We start from the raw sequence: 15,910 nt of genomic DNA on the forward strand, positions 1-15,910 counted from the left end.
TCGGCCCAATATGTCAGCCCAATACGAGCCTAAACGCTCACCTCTTGCTCCCAAAGAGCACGCAGAAAACGCTCCATCTCGTATTTATCGTCAAAGGTATGTTGCTCACCCTTCAAGGTGACAGCAAGGTGGACTGAATCGATCCCCAGCATGACCTCCTCCGAGAGGTAGGGCTTGTGGGATTCACTGGTGAGTGGTGTTGCTTGCATCATCGTTAGAACCTCTGCGTTTTGGCAATCGCTACACCGATAATGGCGGTCGATTGTTGCATTATTATTGTCGAGGTAATTGCTCTTGGGCCGTACGTCGGGCGACAGCCGAATTCGCAGACTAGCAGCGCGGCCCGCGCCTCGCAAGCGCGGCACCGCCGTTTTTCATCGGGAGTCAGGGAGACGCTGCAGGTAGCGGCGCGCAAACTACTCATTTGTCCCCCGAACCGGTACTATATGCGGCCTCAGAATCACGCCGCCCCGCTGCGGCGCGTATCGCAGACAACCCACCGGGTAGCAATACTACACCATGAAATTACGCGACCTTCTCTCTTCCCGTGTTCGCCAGGCCATGAGCGTGGCGGCTATTCCATCCGACTGCCAACCGATGGTTGCCCCCAGCAAAGGACCACAGTTTGGTGACTACCAGGCTAACGGTGCCATGGCTGCCGCCAAACGCATGAAGACCAACCCGCGGGAATTGGCGACCAAGATCGTCGATGCACTGCAGCTGGACGACATCGCAGCCAAGGTTGAAATTGCCGGTCCCGGTTTCATCAACATCCACCTCAAGCCGGCCTGGCTGGCGCGCGAGCTGCATACAACTTTGGATGACGAGCGTCTGGGTATTGATCCTGTGGAGAAACCGCAGACCGTTGTGGTGGATTACTCCGCACCCAACCTCGCCAAAGAGATGCACGTGGGCCACCTGCGCTCCACCATCATTGGTGACGCTCTGGCCCGGCTGCTGGAATTCCAGGGTCACCGGGTGATTCGCCAAAACCATGTCGGCGACTGGGGTACACAGTTCGGCATGCTGATTACCCACCTGCAAGACAAAATGGACGCGGAGGGCGGCAAGGTTCCCAAGCTCTCCGATCTAGAAACCTTCTACCGCGAAGCCAAAGTCCGTTTCGATCAGGAGCCGGAGTTTGCCCAACGCGCCCGTGACAATGTGGTTAAGCTGCAAGCGGGCGACACAACATGCCTGGGCTATTGGCGTACCTTTATCGAAATCTCCGTAGCTCACAGCGAAGAGATCTACCGTAAACTCAACGTCACCCTGACCCACGACGACATCAAGCCGGAAAGCGCCTACAACGACGCGTTGCCGGGGGTGATCAAAACCCTGCAGCAACAGGGCCTTGCTGTTGAAGATCAGGGCGCCCAGGTAGTGTTTCTTGACGAACTCGCCGACAAAGAGGGCAACCCGCTGCCGGTTATCGTACAAAAATCCGGCGGCGGCTATCTCTACGCTACCACCGATCTTGCCGCGGTGGATTACCGCTGCCATCAGCTGAATGCTGACCGGGTGTTGTATTTCATCGATGCCCGTCAGTCGCTGCATATGAAGCAGGTCTTCGCGGTTAGCCGTAAGGCTGGCTTTGCCACCGACCAGGTCAGTCTCGAACATCACCCGTTCGGCACCATGATGGGCGAAGACGGCAAACCCTTTAAGACCCGCAGCGGTGGCACGGTCAAGCTGGCAGAACTGCTGGATGAAGCGATCGTCCGCGCCGAAGCACTGCTGGCCGACAAAGCGTCGGATCTGACCGCCGAAGAGCAGAAAGACGCTGCCCGCAAAATCGGTATCGGCGCGGTAAAGTATGCCGATCTGGCAAAAACCCGCACCAATGATTACATCTTCAGCTGGGACTCGATGCTTAGCTTCGAAGGCAACACCGCGCCCTACCTGCAGTATGCCTACACCCGTATCCAGAGCATCTTCCGCAAAGCCCGCATCGACGGCGATAGTCTGACCGGCGCCATCGCTCTCGACGAGACGGCGGAACAGGCACTGGCGCTTAAACTATTGCAGTTTGAAGAGCAGCTGGATCAGGTGGCCCGCGACGCATTACCGCATTTGCTCTGCACCTACCTGTACGAACTGTCCAGCCTGTTCATGAAGTTTTACGAGCAGTGCCCGATCCTGCGTAGTGACATCGCCACCCAGGTACGCGACAGTCGCCTGCGCCTGTGCCAGGCCACGGCGCGCACGCTCGCCCAGGGACTTGAGCTGCTCGGTATAGAAGTGATGGATCGGATGTAACGCGACTGGAAACGGGGCCTCGCCCCGTTTTATGGCACGAACTCGGCTTCTTCCTGCAGGCGGGACGGCAGCCCAATCCCCCACCGCTGCAGCTGCGACCGACTGAAGATCAGCTTCCCGCTTCCCGGGGTGACCGGCAGTCGCGGTGGTGGTTCACCCTTGAGAATATTCACCGCCATCTGGCCCGCCGCACGCCCCTGTTCGTAACCATCCAGCACCAGTCCGCCGGCGGTCATTCCCGCACCTACGGAGAACGACCAAAACCCGAACAGCGGCAGCGGCGAATGCAGCGCACTCCACTCGATCACCCGCTGTTCGTTGACATGGTTCCCCTCATCATCGACAAGGGTGTGGTAAAGCCCTACCACAATCAGATCAAACCCTTCCGCCTGTGCGTTGCGGATCGTGCGTTGCCACTGTGATTGTCGCGCTATCAACCGGATATCTACCAGTGTGGAGCCGATCCGTTGCAACGAGCGCCCGGAGAAACTCTCTTCCAACACCGTCTTTGAAGTCGTACCGCCATCAAACAACACCAGCACTTTGTCCAACGGACGCCCCATGACCAGGTTGAGATAAGCAATCGAACGTTTTAACAGCGGACGCTCAAGTACGCCGGATACATTGCTTCGCGGTTCGCCGAGATAGCGCCGGGGATTCTGATTAATGCCGAGATAAACCAGTGGTTTGCCGGTGTCAGCCAAGCGGGGACCCAGAAACCGCAGAGCGTTGTCGTCGCCAAGAATGAACAGGTCGGCATCTACGGTCAGCGCATACTGCCACGCGGCCTCTGCACGCTCTTGATGACGACTGGGTGGCAGACGTTTAGTGTCCATTTGAAAATAGCTAAGTTCCGCGTACGGCATAAGAAACTGCTCCAGCCCGCGGCGGTAGGACTGATCCCAGGCATACTCGGCGTGATAGCTCTCGATCACCAGCACCTGGGGCTTTGCGGCACGCAGCTGCGCTGAGGCCACTAGCATCATCGCGCCTATCAGGACCAACCATCGCACCCGGTTCTCCTCCGCCAGCGCTGCCGCGTTACTATCGGCTCGGTGGCGTTGCACTTTTCGCTCCTCAAGGGCTCAATATGAACTCAGTCTAATTGTAGAAGCGCACATGGACAGTATTACCCAAATAGCCCTCGGGGCCTCGGTTGCAACCGCCGTCATGGGCCGCAAAGCTGGTTTTCGAGCGCCCCTTTGGGGGGCGGCACTGGGCACCCTGCCCGACCTGGATGTGCTGATACCCATGGGGGGAGCCGTAGCCGACTTTACCTACCATCGCAGCTTCAGCCATTCACTGCTGGTGCTCGCCGCGCTTTCGCCGGCCCTGAGCTGGCTGATCCGCCGCTGCCACCCCTCACTTGCCCACCATCGGCGCAGTTGGCTCTGGATGGTGCTGCTGGTGTTGCTGACGCACCCGCTGCTGGATGCATTTACCATCTACGGGACCCAGCTGCTCTGGCCGCTGGACCCCACCCCGGTGGGGCTGGGCAGCATTTTTATCATCGACCCGCTGTATACCCTGCCGCTGCTGCTCGGGTGTGGCCTGTTTCTGGCGCTGCGCAACAACCAGCGCGGCTTGCGAGCCAATGCCGTCGGGCTGGTGTTGAGCAGTCTTTACCTGCTATGGAGCGCCGTGGTTCAGCAACACGTCGAACAGCGGGCGCACCAGCAGCTAGGCAACAGCCTTCAGCCCCACAGCCGGGTGTTGGTGCAACCAGCCCCGTTTACCACCCTGTTATGGCGGGTACTGATTGTCGACGCCAACCGTTACTCCATCGGGTTCTATGCGCTGAGTGACGGCGATCAGCCGATCCAGCTGCGACACTACGCCAACCACGAGTCCCTACTACGCACCTTGGATAACCACTGGCCGGTAGAGCGGTTACGCTGGTTCACCAAGGGTTTCTACAGCGTCCGGTCCTCGGCCGAAGGAGTGATCATGCAGGATCTTCGCATGGGGCTTGAACCGGACTACGTGTTTCAGTTCAAGGTGGCCCACTGGCAAGATGAGCAGCTTATTCCAATCACCGACGAGCGCATTCCCAGTCAGCGCTCATTGCACCGCCTTGCGCCGATGTGGGCCCGGATCTGGCGTCGCCCCGCCGATGATCAAGCACCGGGGTTCTGAGCTTTTATTCGCTAAGCACGTGCATCAGGTCACTCCAGCGGCGGTAGATAGTGCCACCGCTGGAGCGGATGAAGTACTCCACCTGGAGGTTGACCACACTCCCCAGATTGTCGCAGGAAAATCGAAAATCGCCGCGGTAGCCGATAACGCGTTTATTGCGCGCAAAAGCATAGCCAATCTCTGCTGCCGTGCCCGAGTCAACGTCAACGCCGTCAAGGTTTGCGAGCACCCAGTCGCAGCGGTCAATCGCCTCCACGTTGACCGCGCCGATCTGCACATTAAGCGCTGCTAACCTTTGCCGCTGACGGTTGAGGTCCGGTTCGGCCAATGCCGCCGCCAACTCATCGCTTTCGTTCAGCGCCCAGGGGTCCAACAACTCAAATCCTAGCCGGCTCAGATCGCTCAGCACACGCTGATGAAACAGCTGCCCAGCCTCAGAAAATCCCAACGGGCCAGCCAAATAGACTTTCTCTCTCATCGGTTCACTCGCATAAATGCCACCGCTGCTGTTGGGGGCCTGCGTTCAAGCCAGAGGTTTCAATCCGAACACCAGCTTGTTAAGGGGGTAGCCAAGTGTCTTGGCGCGCAGTTTGGCCGCCGCCAGCAGACGCCTCGGTGCCAACTCAGGGGTTCTGCCCTTGAACGCGAACAGAATGATATTGCCTTCCTCCACCGGGCAGAGCCACAGGCCGCCATCAAAAAGTTCCCCGACGGTGCATTGCAAACCCCGGTCTAGCGAGCGCTCATCGCCCCAGAGGTTAAGCACCAATACACCATCGTCGTTGAGGCTATGGTAACAGTCCGCCAAAAACTCCGGTGCTTGCAAGCAGGCATCCATACCTTCATCGGTATAAAGATCAGCCATCAGCAAATCGTAACCAGCCTCGTTGAGGCCGAGATAATCGCGAGCGTCACTGATGACCAGTTGCAGCCTCTGATCCGGCATAAAGCTGAACCATTCAGTCGCCACATTGACCACAGCGCGGCGCAACTCAACCACGGTAACAGCACGAACATCAGCCTGGGTGAGTAGAGCGTTTACCAGGCTACCCGCCCCCAAACCCAGCACCAGAACATCCCCCGGTGCCGGCACCACCAGCAGCGCCAGCATCATCGCCTGAGCGTATTGATGCACCAGCGTATGAGGAGCCCCCATCAGCATACAGCTTTGCTCGCCGCCCTCACCAAAGGCGAGATAACGATACGGGGGCAACTCGTACACGCTCACCGGCCCCCACTCGTCATAGCAGCGGAAAACTTCTTTGCCCGGTATCGACATATCCGACCTGTGATTGGAAAAAACGCAGTATAACGGCTACCGAGGGTTAACAAGGGTAAAAATCAACACCCGGTTAATTTTCACGCTCGGGCCGGCACAACCGCAGCGGGTCCAGCAGCTGCTCCAGGGTTTCCCGGTCAAGGTCGGTCAGCTCGGCAGCCACATCGATAACGGCACGCCCCTCGGCATAGGCTTGTTTCGCTATCCGAGCACCGAGGTCATAACCGATCTGGTTGTTTAATGCGGTTACCAGAATCGGATTGCGCGCCACCTTGGCTGCAGCCGCATCAACGTTCACCGTCAGTCCGACCAGTACCTTATCTGCCAGCAGTACCGCGGCATTGGTGGTCAACTCTATGCTTTGCACCAGATTATGGATGATCAGCGGCAGCGCGACGTTGAGTTGAAAGCTGCCACTCTGCCCTCCCAACGTTACCGCCGTGTCATTACCAATGACCTGATATCCGGCCATCACCACGGCCTCGGGAATGACCGGATTGACTTTGCCCGGCATGATGCTGCTACCGGGTTGCAGCTCGGGCAACACCCACTCACCCAAACCCGCGAGCGGGCCGCTTCCGCCCCAGCGCAGGTCATTGGCGATCTTGATCAGCGCAACAGCCAAAACCCGCAACTGGCCACTCAGCTCTACGGCTGTATCCTGTGCACTCATGGCGGCAAAGTGATTATCAGCCACGCGAAATCGCACTCCGGTTCGCTGGGTTAGCCACTCACATACGGCGGCTGCACTTCCGGGCAAGGCGTTTACGCCGCTACCCACCGCGGTTCCCCCCAACGCCAACTGCTGCAACCGGGGTAGCGTTCCCTCAAGGCGCTGCTGACACAGCGCCAGCTGCGCCCGCCAGCCACTCATCTCCTGCGCGAAAGTGATCGGCAGCGCGTCCATCAGATGGGTTCGGCCAGTTTTTACCACCTGATCCAGCTCCGTTTCACGATTCTCAAGGGTACGCTGCAGATGCTCCAACGCCGGTATCAACCGCTCAACCACCAGCAGTGCCGAGGCCAGATGCAGGCAGGATGGAATCACGTCATTCGAACTCTGCCCATGGTTTACGTCGTCATTGGGATGAACATCGGCTCCCGTTGCGCGAGCCGCCAGGGTTGCAATCACCTCGTTGGCGTTCATGTTACTGCTGGTCGCTGACCCGGTCTGAAACACTTCGACCGGAAAGTGGTTGTCATAGCTGCCATCAGCAACCGACTCCGCCGCTGCAACGATGGCGGCGGCGGTGCGCTCCGACAGGGCTCCCGCCTGGGCGTTGGCGGTGGCATAACCTGCCTTGATCAACCCCAAGGCGCGCAAAAAGGCGCGCGGCATAAGAATACCGCTCAAGGTGAAGTTGTTCACCGCGCGCTGGGTTTGAGCGCCATAGAGTGCGTGAGCGGGAACCTTAACCGTCCCCAGGCTGTCTGTTTCGGTTCGAAAGCTATCCGATTCGCTAGACATGGTGGCATCCTCCGTCGCTGACTCGTTGTGCAGGATAGTTGGCTACCGGCCGACATGCCTTCAGAGGGCGCCGCAACGGCGGCCGGAACTGGCTACAATCAAATTACACCCCGGCATCCCACCGGTATCAGACTTTGAGAACGAGATGATCACACTCTATTTCTGGACCACACCAAACGGCTACAAGCCGCTGATATTACTGAATGAGCTGGGAATCGATTACCGGATAGAACCAGTCAATATCTCTACCGGCGCGCAGTTCGAGAAAGGTTTTCTCGCCATCGCGCCCAACAACCGCATACCAGCCATCATCGACGATGCGCCGGTCGATGGTGAGGGGCCCCTGTCACTGTTCGAATCCGGGGCGATTCTGGAGTATCTTGCCGACAAGCGGGGGCAGCTGTTACCGTCGCCTGCGCAGCCGCGCCAGCGTTTCGAGGTATTGCAATGGCTTTACTGGCAGATGGGAGGGCTCGGCCCCATGGCCGGTCAGAACCATCATTTTGTGCAATATGCACCGCAACAGATTGCGTACGCCATCCAGCGTTATGTCAACGAAACCTCAAGGTTGTATGCGGTTATGAACAAACAGCTCGCGGCGCAGGAGTTTCTCGCAGGGAATTACTCGATCGCCGACATCGCCTGCTACCCCTGGATAGTCCCACATGCCAAGCAGCGCCAGAATCTGGCCGATTACCCGCACCTTCAGGCCTGGTTCGAGCGCATCGGAGAGCGACCGGCGGTGAAAGCGGCCTACACCGAAGGAGCAGCGATAAATACCAACGCAACGGTGACCGAGGAGTCGCGCACGCTGCTGTTCGGGCAGAGTGCCGATACCGTAGCGCGCAACCCCAGCGTTCAGCCGCCCTACAGGAGTTGATGCCAAATGCGTTATAACTTCCTGCCTATCGCCCTCATCTTGATGGTCGTGGCAACCAGAGCCACCGCAGGAACCGATGCCTATGGCGATGTCGGACTGCAGGCGTTCGCCGGCCACCCCTTGCATGAGAAACTAACCGAAAACGAACGCCAACTGCTGCACCGCCGTCTTCCGCAACTGTTGGATCGTCGGGAGAGTCTGTCGCTTGAACCACTTGAGAGGGTTCACCCCGAGCGTGCACTCTATGTATCCACTGGAGCGCCCTATCAGCTCGATGACATCACCTGCCGTATGCTCAGGATTGATCTGAGTGACAACGCCGGAGGCCACAGCCAGCATCCCTTTGAACTATGCCGACACCGCGGGGGATGGCGAATAGATAACCGCTTGGACCAGTTGATTAGACCCACTGACATCAGCCTGCTCAAACAGCAGCTGCAGCAGCTGGTTGATAGTGAGGATCCCGAGCAACGGCGCTGGACCAACGTCGATAGCGGTAATACAACCGAGTTAACGCTGCATGCCCCGCAGATGCATGAAGGCCAGCGCTGTCGATTCGCTTCCATCAAACTCACGCACGCGGAGGGAGCCAGCGCTCGAGGGCACTACCGTTTTTGCCGCAACAGTGAAGGGGACTGGGTTCGGCACAACTAAGGGTGCCCGGCTACCGGCTCAGGCTGCGCCGGGAAAGAGTCGCTGAAAATTACTGCCACTTGCGTCGATGACCGCGTCCACCGAAAGTTGTTTCACCTCGGCAATACACTCGGCGACTCGACGCACATACTGTGGCTCATTACTTCGACCTCGGTAAGGAGCCGGTGTGAGATAAGGGGCGTCGGTTTCAACCAGTAAGCGATCAAGGGGCGTTTGGCGCACGACATCACGCAGCGGTGCGGCGTTACGGAAAGTAATAATGCCGGAAAAGGAGATATGCAGTCCCAGCGCCAAAGCTTGCTCGGCCATCTCCCAACTTTCGGTGAAACAGTGAAGCACGCCCCCTGCCTTCAGCGACGCATGCTCGCGCAATAATGCCAAGGTATCCTGTTGCGCTTCACGGGTATGGACTATCACCGGCTTGCCGACTTCGTTCGCTACTCGCAAGTGCAGGCGAAACGCCTCCAGCTGTGCGGCCCGGGTATCAGCACCATAGTGGTAATCCAGTCCGGTCTCGCCGACCGCCACCACGCGCGGATGACCCACCTGTTCTAACAGGGAATCTGCCGTTAACAGCGCGATTTCGTCGCTCAGCGGATGCACCCCGGCACTGGCAAACACCTCGGGATAGGGGGCGACGACGTCCATCATCGACGGCCAGCAAGCCAGATCGGTGGCTACACAGAGGATGCGCTCAACACCGGCGTCGCGTGAACGCGCGATGATCGCATCCATAGCATCGGGCTGGTCCGCCAACTGGAGCCGGTCCAGGTGACAGTGGGAATCTACAAGCATGGGGACTACATGGTGTGGGTTAAGCGGCCGGTGCCCAAGGCGCCGGCAAGATAGGTCTCGATTTTGGTTACCACGGTGGTGTCATCAGCGCTGAGCTGAATACCAATGCCGGCCTTTTTGCCCCCCTGAGCCCCCCGGGGCGTCACCCAGATCACTTTGCCGCTGATCGGGATCTTATCCGGCTCTTCCATCAGATCCAGCAACATGAACACCTCTTCGCCGAGGTGATAATCGCGTTGGGTAGGTACGAACAGCCCGCCGTTTTTAACGTAAGGCATGAAGCTGCGGTACAGTTCGTCTTTAGACTTGATAGTCAAAGACAAGATACCATGGCTGGCGCGAGGGCTTACTGACATCCACTTATTCCGGTCGCTGACGTTGGCCGCTGAATAAAGCGCGCCAACCGATTAACAGGTCTTCCCACAGCAGTTGCTGGTTAGGGTTATTCCTGCGCATCAGATGAACACGATAGTCCTGTATTTTATCCTTAAATTCAAACAACTTCTCGTTAGCCGTCAAATTGGCCAGTTTTTCGAGCAGACCAAGCGCATCCTGATTACGGATCATGGTGGGGGCCAAAGCTCCAATCCGCAACCGAATCAGGTCACTGGTAACCGAGGCAAGCCAGTCCAGCCCCTCAAGGGCGTCCTCCTTGGCCCAGCGCGCCGCAATCACCGGCGCAGAGACCTGCCGGCGCAGCAACTGCTCCAACAACTGAAAGCGCTCTTCTCGCCGCGCCAACTCTCCGTGTCGCGCCATCGACAGCGCACGCAACGGCGCCCCGCCACTGAGTCGCAACAGGCGCTCGGCACTGTCACCACAGTCAGGCTGCTGCTGCAGCCAGTCTAATGCGGCATCAAACGGCGGCAACCCCAGCGTGTACTGCTGGCAGCGGCTGCGAATCGTCGGCATGACGCGGCCGGGGCGGTCACTCTGCAGAATAAAAAGCGTGTCGCGGCCCGGCTCTTCCAACCCCTTAAGCAAGGCATTTGCCGCATTAACGTTCATTTCGTCGGCCGGCGTGATCACCACCACGCGATACCCACCCTGCTGGGCCGCGGAGCCGATGAAATCGCTCAGTCCGCGTATCTGATCAACCCGGATCGCCTTGCCACGCTCAACCGGCGTCACCATAACCAGATCCGGGTGCGTTCCCTGACTCATCAACAGGCAGGATTTACACTCGCCACAGGGATATGTTTCATCGCGCTGACACAGCATCAACTGCGCCAGCGCCTCGGCGAACCGGGCTTTGCCACAGCCGGCAGGGCCAGTGAGCAGCAGCGCGTGAGGCAGACGCTGATCGGCACGCAAGCGTAACAGCTGCTGCCATAGAGTTGACTGCCATGAAAACGGTCGCGCCGGAGGCTGTGATTGAGGACGATCAGCCTCACTCATCGAAGTAAGCCTCCAGCGCCCCGGCCAACTGCTGCTGCACCTCGGGTAACGACACGCTGGCATCAATCACACGAAAACGCTGCGGCTCTTCCGCGGCTCGTCGCAGGTAGGCAGCACGGACTCGCTCGAAAAAACTCAGCTGTTCCTGTTCAAACCGGTCCAGCGCCCCCCGCCCCCTCGCCCGCGCCATGCCGATCTCGACCGGCACATCGAGCAACAGGGTGAGGTCTGGTCGCAGCTCGCGCTGGACCAGCGCTTCCAGCGCAACGATATGTTCGCCGTTCAAGCCTCGCCCACCACCCTGATAGGCATACGTGGCATCAGTAAAGCGGTCGCACAGCACCCAGCGACCAGCAGCGAGCGCTGGCTGAATGCGGGTGCGCAGGTGCTGTGCGCGGGCCGCGAAAACCAGCAACAGCTCACAGTCAGGATCGACCGTTTCGTCACGCGGGGCCAGCAATAACTCACGAATAGATTCCGCCAGCGGCGTGCCACCCGGCTCCCGGGTCAACTCGTAGGCGATGCCACGCTGTTGCAACAGCTGCTCTACAAAGGCGATATTGGTACTTTTACCAACCCCCTCGGTACCCTCAACAGTGATAAAGCGTCCTTTAGCGGTCATGATCCGGTGTTCTCGGCAGGTGGTGGCGCTGAACGGTAGTCGCTGCGGCGACCACTGCGCTGATAACGCTCAACGGCCCGGTTGTGTGCCCGCAAGGTTGCGGAAAACTGGTGGCTGCCGTCACCCTTGGCGACGAAATACAACGCGTCCCCCTCAGCCGGATTGAGCGCGGCGTGTATCGCGGCGCGCGCAGGACTGGCGATCGGTGTGGGTGGCAATCCGCGGATAACGTAGGTGTTGTAGGGGGTAGGCCGGCGCAAGTCGGCGCGACCGATCCGCCCTTGATACGCCTCACCCATACCGTAAATAACTGTGGGATCGGTCTGCAGGCGCATCCCTTTCAGCAGCCTGCGCACGAACACACCGGCAATAGCGGGTCGCTCTTCCGCCACGCCGGTCTCTTTCTCGACGATGGAGGCGAGAATCAAGGCGTCATAGGGTGTATCCAACGGCAGTCCTTGCTGGCGCGTGGCCCACTCATCCCCCAACACCGCCTTCATCCGCTCATAGGCACCGCGCAGCAGTTGCGTTGCGGCGGTGCCGCGAGAAAACTGGTAAGTATCCGGGTAGATCCACCCCTCGGGATTACTGCCATCAAGCCCTAGTAGCCGAGCCACGCCTTCCGGGCTCGCGTCCGCAAGATCAAAATCAACCGCCTCATGTGACTGCAGAGCAGCAAGATAATCCTGCACCCGTAAACCTTCGACAAAGGTCAGTTGGTGGTAAATCACTTTGCCAGTAGTCATCGCATCCAGTAGCTCGCCGTGGGTCATTCCGGGCCGAATCTGATACTCGCCGGCATGGATGCGACTGGCAGCATCGCGATTACGGGCGTAAAGACGAAACAACAGCGTCTCCTTGACCGCTCCCTGACCAGCAAGCCCCTCTACCACAGAACGGAAGCTGCTGCCTCGGGGAACCTCAAACACCAGTGGTTCGGTCAATGGGAGTGCGCGATCACCAAACCCCTTCACTGTCGTAACCGCGATAACCGCTACAACAGTTATTGCGGCAAGCAGCAACGTGCTTATCAGCAACAGTTTTCTCATTATCCGGCCTCCGCGCCAGTGATCCAGTCGCGCAAGGTATGGGCCGCTGCAATACTGTCATACCGGTGTCCATGAAACTGCGCTACGGGCCAGGCGCCGATGAGCGAGTTGGTCAGCACCAGCGCATCGGCCTCAACCAACTGCGCAACGGTCAGATCGTCAATTTCCACCGTCACACCACATCTACGAGCGCGCTCGATCACCACCTCTCGGGCGATGCCGGCAACCCCCGAACGGGACAGTGACGGTGTCACCAGGCATGCACCAAAGTGGGCGAACAGGTTACTGCAAGTACCCTCAACTACCCGCCCAGCGTAATCACACAACAGACCTTCCTGCTCGTTGGCGGCCAATTCCATCCGCGCTAACACCTGCTCTAAGCGATTAAGATGCTTTATACCGGCCAACTGCGGCTGCTCGGCGAGGCGGGTCTGACACAACCGCACTGCCACGCCCTCGGTAAGGTAAGAACCCGGATAATCTGGTGCAGGGCTCAGCCGTACAATCCGGCGCGGCGCGGCAGAGCGGTCAACGGCGTAGCCGCGTCCAGAGCTGCCCCGGGTAACAATCAGCTTAACGACCCCGACGGGGGGCATGAGTGGCGATTGTGATAACAAGCACATGATATCGGCGTGCAGCCTGTCGGCTAAGCCGTCATGGGGGATCAACAGCCGCTCGCATCCGCGCAACAGACGCTCCAGATGGCGATGCAACCAGCGCGGCTTACCGTCGATAATGGCGATCGTTTCAAACACACCATCACCGTACGCCAGCCCCCGGTCATCGACCGGAAGAGCGTCTACCCACGCGCCATCAACGAGAACTGACAAGGTCATCGCGAAGAGGCGGGCCTAACGGTCCGCCATCCCCCGGATCAAGAGACTTTGCGGAAGACGAGCGAACCGTTGGTTCCGCCAAAGCCGAAAGAGTTCGAGATAACACCCTCAATCGCGATCTGCTGCGCCTGATGCGCCACATAATCGAGATCGCATCCCTCGGAAGGGTTGTCGAGATTGATCGTGGGTGGGGCCACCTGGTCGCGAATAGCCAAGACCGAGAAGATCGCTTCCACTGCACCGGCCGCACCCAGCAAGTGACCAATCATCGATTTGGTCGAACTCATCCGCACCTTTTTGGCGGCCTCACCCAACACGCGCTTGGCAGCGTTGGATTCAGCGATGTCGCCCGCTGGCGTGGAGGTGCCATGAGCATTAATGTAGTGAATCTGGTCAAGATTCATTCCTGAGTCTTTGATCGCTGCTGCCATCGCAGCCGCTGCACCGGAACCGTCTTCTGGCGGAGCGGTCATGTGGTAGGCGTCACCGCTCATACCAAAACCGGCCACTTCAGCGTAGATCTTGGCACCACGCGCCTTGGCAAATTCATACTCTTCCAGCACCAGCACCCCGGCACCATCGCTGAGCACAAAGCCATCACGATCACGATCCCAAGGACGGCTGGCCGCCTGCGGGTCGTCATTGCGGGTAGATAGCGCACGGGCGGCGGAGAAGCCGCCCAAACCCAACGGCGTGGTGGCCATTTCGGCGCCACCGGCGACCATCGCATCCGCATCGCCGTAGGCGATCATCCGCGCTGCCGCGCCGATATTATGGGTACCGGTGGTACAAGCGGTGGTAATAGCGATGTTAGGGCCGCGCATGCCGTAACGGATAGACAGATTACCGGCAATCATATTGATAATACTGCCGGGCACGAAAAAGGGAGAGATTTTGCGCGGTCCGCTAGCTTCAAGCAGCGAATGATTGCGCTCAATCATCGGCAGACCGCCGATGCCGGAGCCGATAGCCATACCGATGCGACCGGCGTTGTCTTCGGTAACTTCAAGACCGGAATCTTCAATCGCCTGCACGCCCGCTGCCATGCCGTACTGGATGAACAGATCCATCTTGCGGGCATCTTTGGGGTTCATATACAGGCTGGCATCGAAGTTCTTCACCGAGCCGCCAAAACGGGTGTTATAGGCAGAAACATCAAAGTGTTCGAGCGGCGCAATACCGCTCTTACCCGCCAATATGTTATCCCACGTCTCTTTGACCGTGTTACCGACCGGGCTCAACATGCCCAGTCCGGTAACGACAACCCTTCTCCGAGACATCGCTATCCTCCAAAAACTCTAACTCAAAAGAAAAGCCGCACTATGTCCATAGAGCGGCTTTCCGATAACGAATGTTCAGTACGTAAGATTACTGGTTAGCTTCGATGTACGCGATCGCCAGCTTAACAGTAGTAATCTTCTCTGCTTCTTCGTCAGGAATCTCAGTTTCGAACTCTTCTTCCAGAGCCATAACCAGCTCAACGGTGTCCAGAGAGTCAGCGCCCAGATCTTCAACGAAAGAGGCATCGCTTGTTACTTCTTCTTCTTTGACGCCCAGCTGCTCAGCAACAATCTTTTTTACGCGCTCTTCGATAGTACTCATAATTCTTCCTACTTGTTATGAACGAAGTTCCCAGCAATGCGATTGGATCATCCCCAGATTACAACATCGCCGGCTATAAATCGGTTCCCCTTCCGCCGCAGTGGCCGGATGAAGGGGACATTATCAACAAAATGACGAAAAATACAATTATTCTGTGGCCGATTAGCCCATGTACATGCCGCCATTGACCTGAATGGTTTCGCCGGTAACGTAACCACCCGCTTCGCTGGCCAGGAATCCGACCACCGCAGCAATCTCTTCAGGCTTACCCAAACGATTCAACGGGATTTGAGCTTTCAGCTTATCTTTGTGCTCATCCGCCAAACCGCTGGTCATATCAGTGTCGATAAAACCGGGCGCCACAGAGTTGACAGTAATATTACGCGACGCAACCTCGCGAGCCAGCGCACGACTGAAGCCTTCAATACCCGCCTTGGCAGCAGCATAGTTGCTTTGCCCGGCATTACCCATCGACGCAACCACCGAACTGACGTTGATGATGCGACCCCAACGCGCCTTGGTCATGCCGCGCAAGCAACCTTTTGCGACACGATAGATAGAGGTCAAGTTAGTATTGAGCACCGAGTCCCACTCATCATCTTTCATTCGCATCAGGATATTGTCGCGGGTAATTCCTGCGTTGTTTACCAGAATAGTCACCGCGCCAAACTCTGCCTGGACCTGCTCCAGAACAGCCTCTACTGACTCTGCAGACGCCACATCAAGAACCATCCCCTTGCCCGGAACACCCGCCTCAGCCAAGTTTGCGGTGATCGTTTCCGCACCGCCGGCACTGGTGGCAGTACCCACCACCACAACCCCCTGACGACCCAACTCCAGGGCAATCGCCTTTCCGATACCGCGCGTAGCGCCGGTAACCAGCGCCACCTTACCTTCAATACTCATCAATACGCTCCATCAATGTTCGGCAC

At 58.3% G+C, this 15,910-nt stretch carries 18 protein-coding genes; 4 read left to right on the forward strand and 14 right to left on the reverse strand.

Going from position 1 to position 15,910, the window contains the following annotated elements; genetic code table 11:
- Positions 1–29: 29 nt before the first annotated feature.
- The gene (locus tag JJQ76_RS03435; RefSeq protein WP_210395259.1) at positions 30–212 is read right to left on the reverse strand and encodes a hypothetical protein; all 183 of its coding nucleotides are present in this window, start codon (positions 210–212) and stop codon (positions 30–32) included.
- Between the two features lie 307 nt (positions 213–519).
- On the opposite strand from JJQ76_RS03435, the gene argS reads away from it, so the two are divergent.
- Positions 520–2,259, forward strand: a complete 1,740-nt coding sequence (gene argS, locus JJQ76_RS03440; RefSeq protein ID WP_210395260.1) for an arginine--tRNA ligase — start codon at positions 520–522, stop codon at positions 2,257–2,259.
- A gap of 29 nt (positions 2,260–2,288) precedes the next feature.
- Here argS and JJQ76_RS03445 read toward each other — a convergent pair whose 3' ends face one another.
- Positions 2,289–3,326 (reverse strand): ABC transporter substrate-binding protein, encoded by a 1,038-nt coding sequence (locus JJQ76_RS03445; RefSeq protein ID WP_210395261.1) that lies wholly within the window; start codon positions 3,324–3,326, stop codon positions 2,289–2,291.
- 52 nt (positions 3,327–3,378) lie between these two features.
- On the opposite strand from JJQ76_RS03445, the gene JJQ76_RS03450 reads away from it, so the two are divergent.
- Positions 3,379–4,395, forward strand: coding sequence for a metal-dependent hydrolase (locus tag JJQ76_RS03450; RefSeq protein ID WP_210395262.1), 1,017 nt, complete (start codon positions 3,379–3,381; stop codon positions 4,393–4,395).
- Positions 4,396–4,399: 4 nt separating this feature from the next.
- Here JJQ76_RS03450 and JJQ76_RS03455 read toward each other — a convergent pair whose 3' ends face one another.
- The 3 genes from JJQ76_RS03455 to JJQ76_RS03465 form a co-directional block, all read right to left on the reverse strand.
- The gene (locus tag JJQ76_RS03455) at positions 4,400–4,873 is read right to left on the reverse strand and encodes a nucleoside 2-deoxyribosyltransferase (protein ID WP_210395263.1); all 474 of its coding nucleotides are present in this window, start codon (positions 4,871–4,873) and stop codon (positions 4,400–4,402) included.
- 45 nt (positions 4,874–4,918) lie between these two features.
- Positions 4,919–5,674: a spermidine synthase gene (locus tag JJQ76_RS03460; RefSeq protein ID WP_210395264.1), complete on the reverse strand. Its 756-nt coding sequence runs from the start codon at positions 5,672–5,674 to the stop codon at positions 4,919–4,921.
- Positions 5,675–5,747: 73 nt separating this feature from the next.
- On the reverse strand, positions 5,748–7,142 hold the full coding sequence (locus tag JJQ76_RS03465) for a class II fumarate hydratase (RefSeq protein ID WP_210395265.1): 1,395 nt from the start codon (positions 7,140–7,142) through the stop codon (positions 5,748–5,750).
- Positions 7,143–7,287: 145 nt separating this feature from the next.
- Here JJQ76_RS03465 and JJQ76_RS03470 point away from each other — a divergent pair, with 145 nt between their 5' ends.
- Positions 7,288–8,022 carry a glutathione binding-like protein gene (locus tag JJQ76_RS03470; RefSeq protein WP_210395266.1) on the forward strand — a complete coding sequence of 245 codons (735 nt, stop codon included), beginning with the start codon at positions 7,288–7,290 and terminating at the stop codon, positions 8,020–8,022.
- Between the two features lie 6 nt (positions 8,023–8,028).
- Positions 8,029–8,676, forward strand: a complete 648-nt coding sequence (locus JJQ76_RS03475; RefSeq protein WP_210395267.1) for a hypothetical protein — start codon at positions 8,029–8,031, stop codon at positions 8,674–8,676.
- Positions 8,677–8,694: 18 nt separating this feature from the next.
- Here the strand turns inward: JJQ76_RS03475 and JJQ76_RS03480 are convergent, their stop codons facing one another.
- From JJQ76_RS03480 to fabG, 9 genes are all read right to left on the reverse strand, one after another.
- Positions 8,695–9,471 carry a TatD family hydrolase gene (locus JJQ76_RS03480; RefSeq protein WP_210395268.1) on the reverse strand — a complete coding sequence of 259 codons (777 nt, stop codon included), beginning with the start codon at positions 9,469–9,471 and terminating at the stop codon, positions 8,695–8,697.
- Positions 9,472–9,476: 5 nt separating this feature from the next.
- Complete coding sequence (locus tag JJQ76_RS03485; RefSeq protein WP_210395269.1) at positions 9,477–9,827, reverse strand: PilZ domain-containing protein; 351 nt, start codon at positions 9,825–9,827, stop codon at positions 9,477–9,479.
- Positions 9,828–9,831: 4 nt separating this feature from the next.
- On the reverse strand, positions 9,832–10,869 hold the full coding sequence (locus JJQ76_RS03490) for a DNA polymerase III subunit delta' (protein WP_210395270.1): 1,038 nt from the start codon (positions 10,867–10,869) through the stop codon (positions 9,832–9,834).
- Positions 10,862–11,491 (reverse strand): dTMP kinase, encoded by a 630-nt coding sequence (gene tmk, locus JJQ76_RS03495; protein WP_210395271.1) that lies wholly within the window; start codon positions 11,489–11,491, stop codon positions 10,862–10,864. Before tmk ends, JJQ76_RS03490 begins: the two co-directional genes overlap by 8 nt.
- The gene (mltG, locus tag JJQ76_RS03500) at positions 11,488–12,540 is read right to left on the reverse strand and encodes an endolytic transglycosylase MltG (protein WP_210395272.1); all 1,053 of its coding nucleotides are present in this window, start codon (positions 12,538–12,540) and stop codon (positions 11,488–11,490) included. Before mltG ends, tmk begins: the two co-directional genes overlap by 4 nt.
- On the reverse strand, positions 12,540–13,376 hold the full coding sequence (gene pabC, locus JJQ76_RS03505) for an aminodeoxychorismate lyase (protein WP_210395273.1): 837 nt from the start codon (positions 13,374–13,376) through the stop codon (positions 12,540–12,542). Before pabC ends, mltG begins: the two co-directional genes overlap by 1 nt.
- Positions 13,377–13,414: 38 nt before the next feature.
- Positions 13,415–14,656, reverse strand: coding sequence for a beta-ketoacyl-ACP synthase II (gene fabF, locus JJQ76_RS03510; RefSeq protein WP_210395274.1), 1,242 nt, complete (start codon positions 14,654–14,656; stop codon positions 13,415–13,417).
- Between the two features lie 88 nt (positions 14,657–14,744).
- A complete protein-coding gene (gene acpP / locus JJQ76_RS03515) occupies positions 14,745–14,978 on the reverse strand; it encodes an acyl carrier protein (protein ID WP_210395275.1) in 234 nt (77 codons plus the stop codon).
- A 162-nt stretch (positions 14,979–15,140) separates the two neighbouring features.
- A complete protein-coding gene (fabG, locus tag JJQ76_RS03520) occupies positions 15,141–15,884 on the reverse strand; it encodes a 3-oxoacyl-ACP reductase FabG (RefSeq protein ID WP_210395276.1) in 744 nt (247 codons plus the stop codon).
- Positions 15,885–15,910 lie beyond the last annotated feature (26 nt).

It is taken from the genome of Motiliproteus sediminis (genome assembly GCF_017912535.1).
GTDB classification, from domain to species: Bacteria; Pseudomonadota; Gammaproteobacteria; order Pseudomonadales; family Balneatricaceae; genus Motiliproteus; species Motiliproteus sediminis.

Coding starts and splice junctions, on each gene's coding strand:
- JJQ76_RS03435 (WP_210395259.1), bottom strand. CDS start 212: ATGATGCAAGCAACACCACTCACCAGTGAATCCCACAAGCCCTACCTC.
- argS (WP_210395260.1), top strand. CDS start 520: ATGAAATTACGCGACCTTCTCTCTTCCCGTGTTCGCCAGGCCATGAGC.
- JJQ76_RS03450 (WP_210395262.1), top strand. CDS start 3,379: ATGGACAGTATTACCCAAATAGCCCTCGGGGCCTCGGTTGCAACCGCC.
- JJQ76_RS03455 (WP_210395263.1), bottom strand. CDS start 4,873: ATGAGAGAGAAAGTCTATTTGGCTGGCCCGTTGGGATTTTCTGAGGCT.
- JJQ76_RS03460 (WP_210395264.1), bottom strand. CDS start 5,674: ATGTCGATACCGGGCAAAGAAGTTTTCCGCTGCTATGACGAGTGGGGG.
- JJQ76_RS03465 (WP_210395265.1), bottom strand. CDS start 7,142: ATGTCTAGCGAATCGGATAGCTTTCGAACCGAAACAGACAGCCTGGGG.
- JJQ76_RS03470 (WP_210395266.1), top strand. CDS start 7,288: ATGATCACACTCTATTTCTGGACCACACCAAACGGCTACAAGCCGCTG.
- JJQ76_RS03475 (WP_210395267.1), top strand. CDS start 8,029: ATGCGTTATAACTTCCTGCCTATCGCCCTCATCTTGATGGTCGTGGCA.
- JJQ76_RS03480 (WP_210395268.1), bottom strand. CDS start 9,471: ATGCTTGTAGATTCCCACTGTCACCTGGACCGGCTCCAGTTGGCGGAC.
- JJQ76_RS03485 (WP_210395269.1), bottom strand. CDS start 9,827: ATGTCAGTAAGCCCTCGCGCCAGCCATGGTATCTTGTCTTTGACTATC.
- JJQ76_RS03490 (WP_210395270.1), bottom strand. CDS start 10,869: ATGAGTGAGGCTGATCGTCCTCAATCACAGCCTCCGGCGCGACCGTTT.
- tmk (WP_210395271.1), bottom strand. CDS start 11,491: ATGACCGCTAAAGGACGCTTTATCACTGTTGAGGGTACCGAGGGGGTT.
- mltG (WP_210395272.1), bottom strand. CDS start 12,540: ATGAGAAAACTGTTGCTGATAAGCACGTTGCTGCTTGCCGCAATAACT.
- pabC (WP_210395273.1), bottom strand. CDS start 13,376: ATGACCTTGTCAGTTCTCGTTGATGGCGCGTGGGTAGACGCTCTTCCG.
- fabF (WP_210395274.1), bottom strand. CDS start 14,656: ATGTCTCGGAGAAGGGTTGTCGTTACCGGACTGGGCATGTTGAGCCCG.
- acpP (WP_210395275.1), bottom strand. CDS start 14,978: ATGAGTACTATCGAAGAGCGCGTAAAAAAGATTGTTGCTGAGCAGCTG.
- fabG (WP_210395276.1), bottom strand. CDS start 15,884: ATGAGTATTGAAGGTAAGGTGGCGCTGGTTACCGGCGCTACGCGCGGT.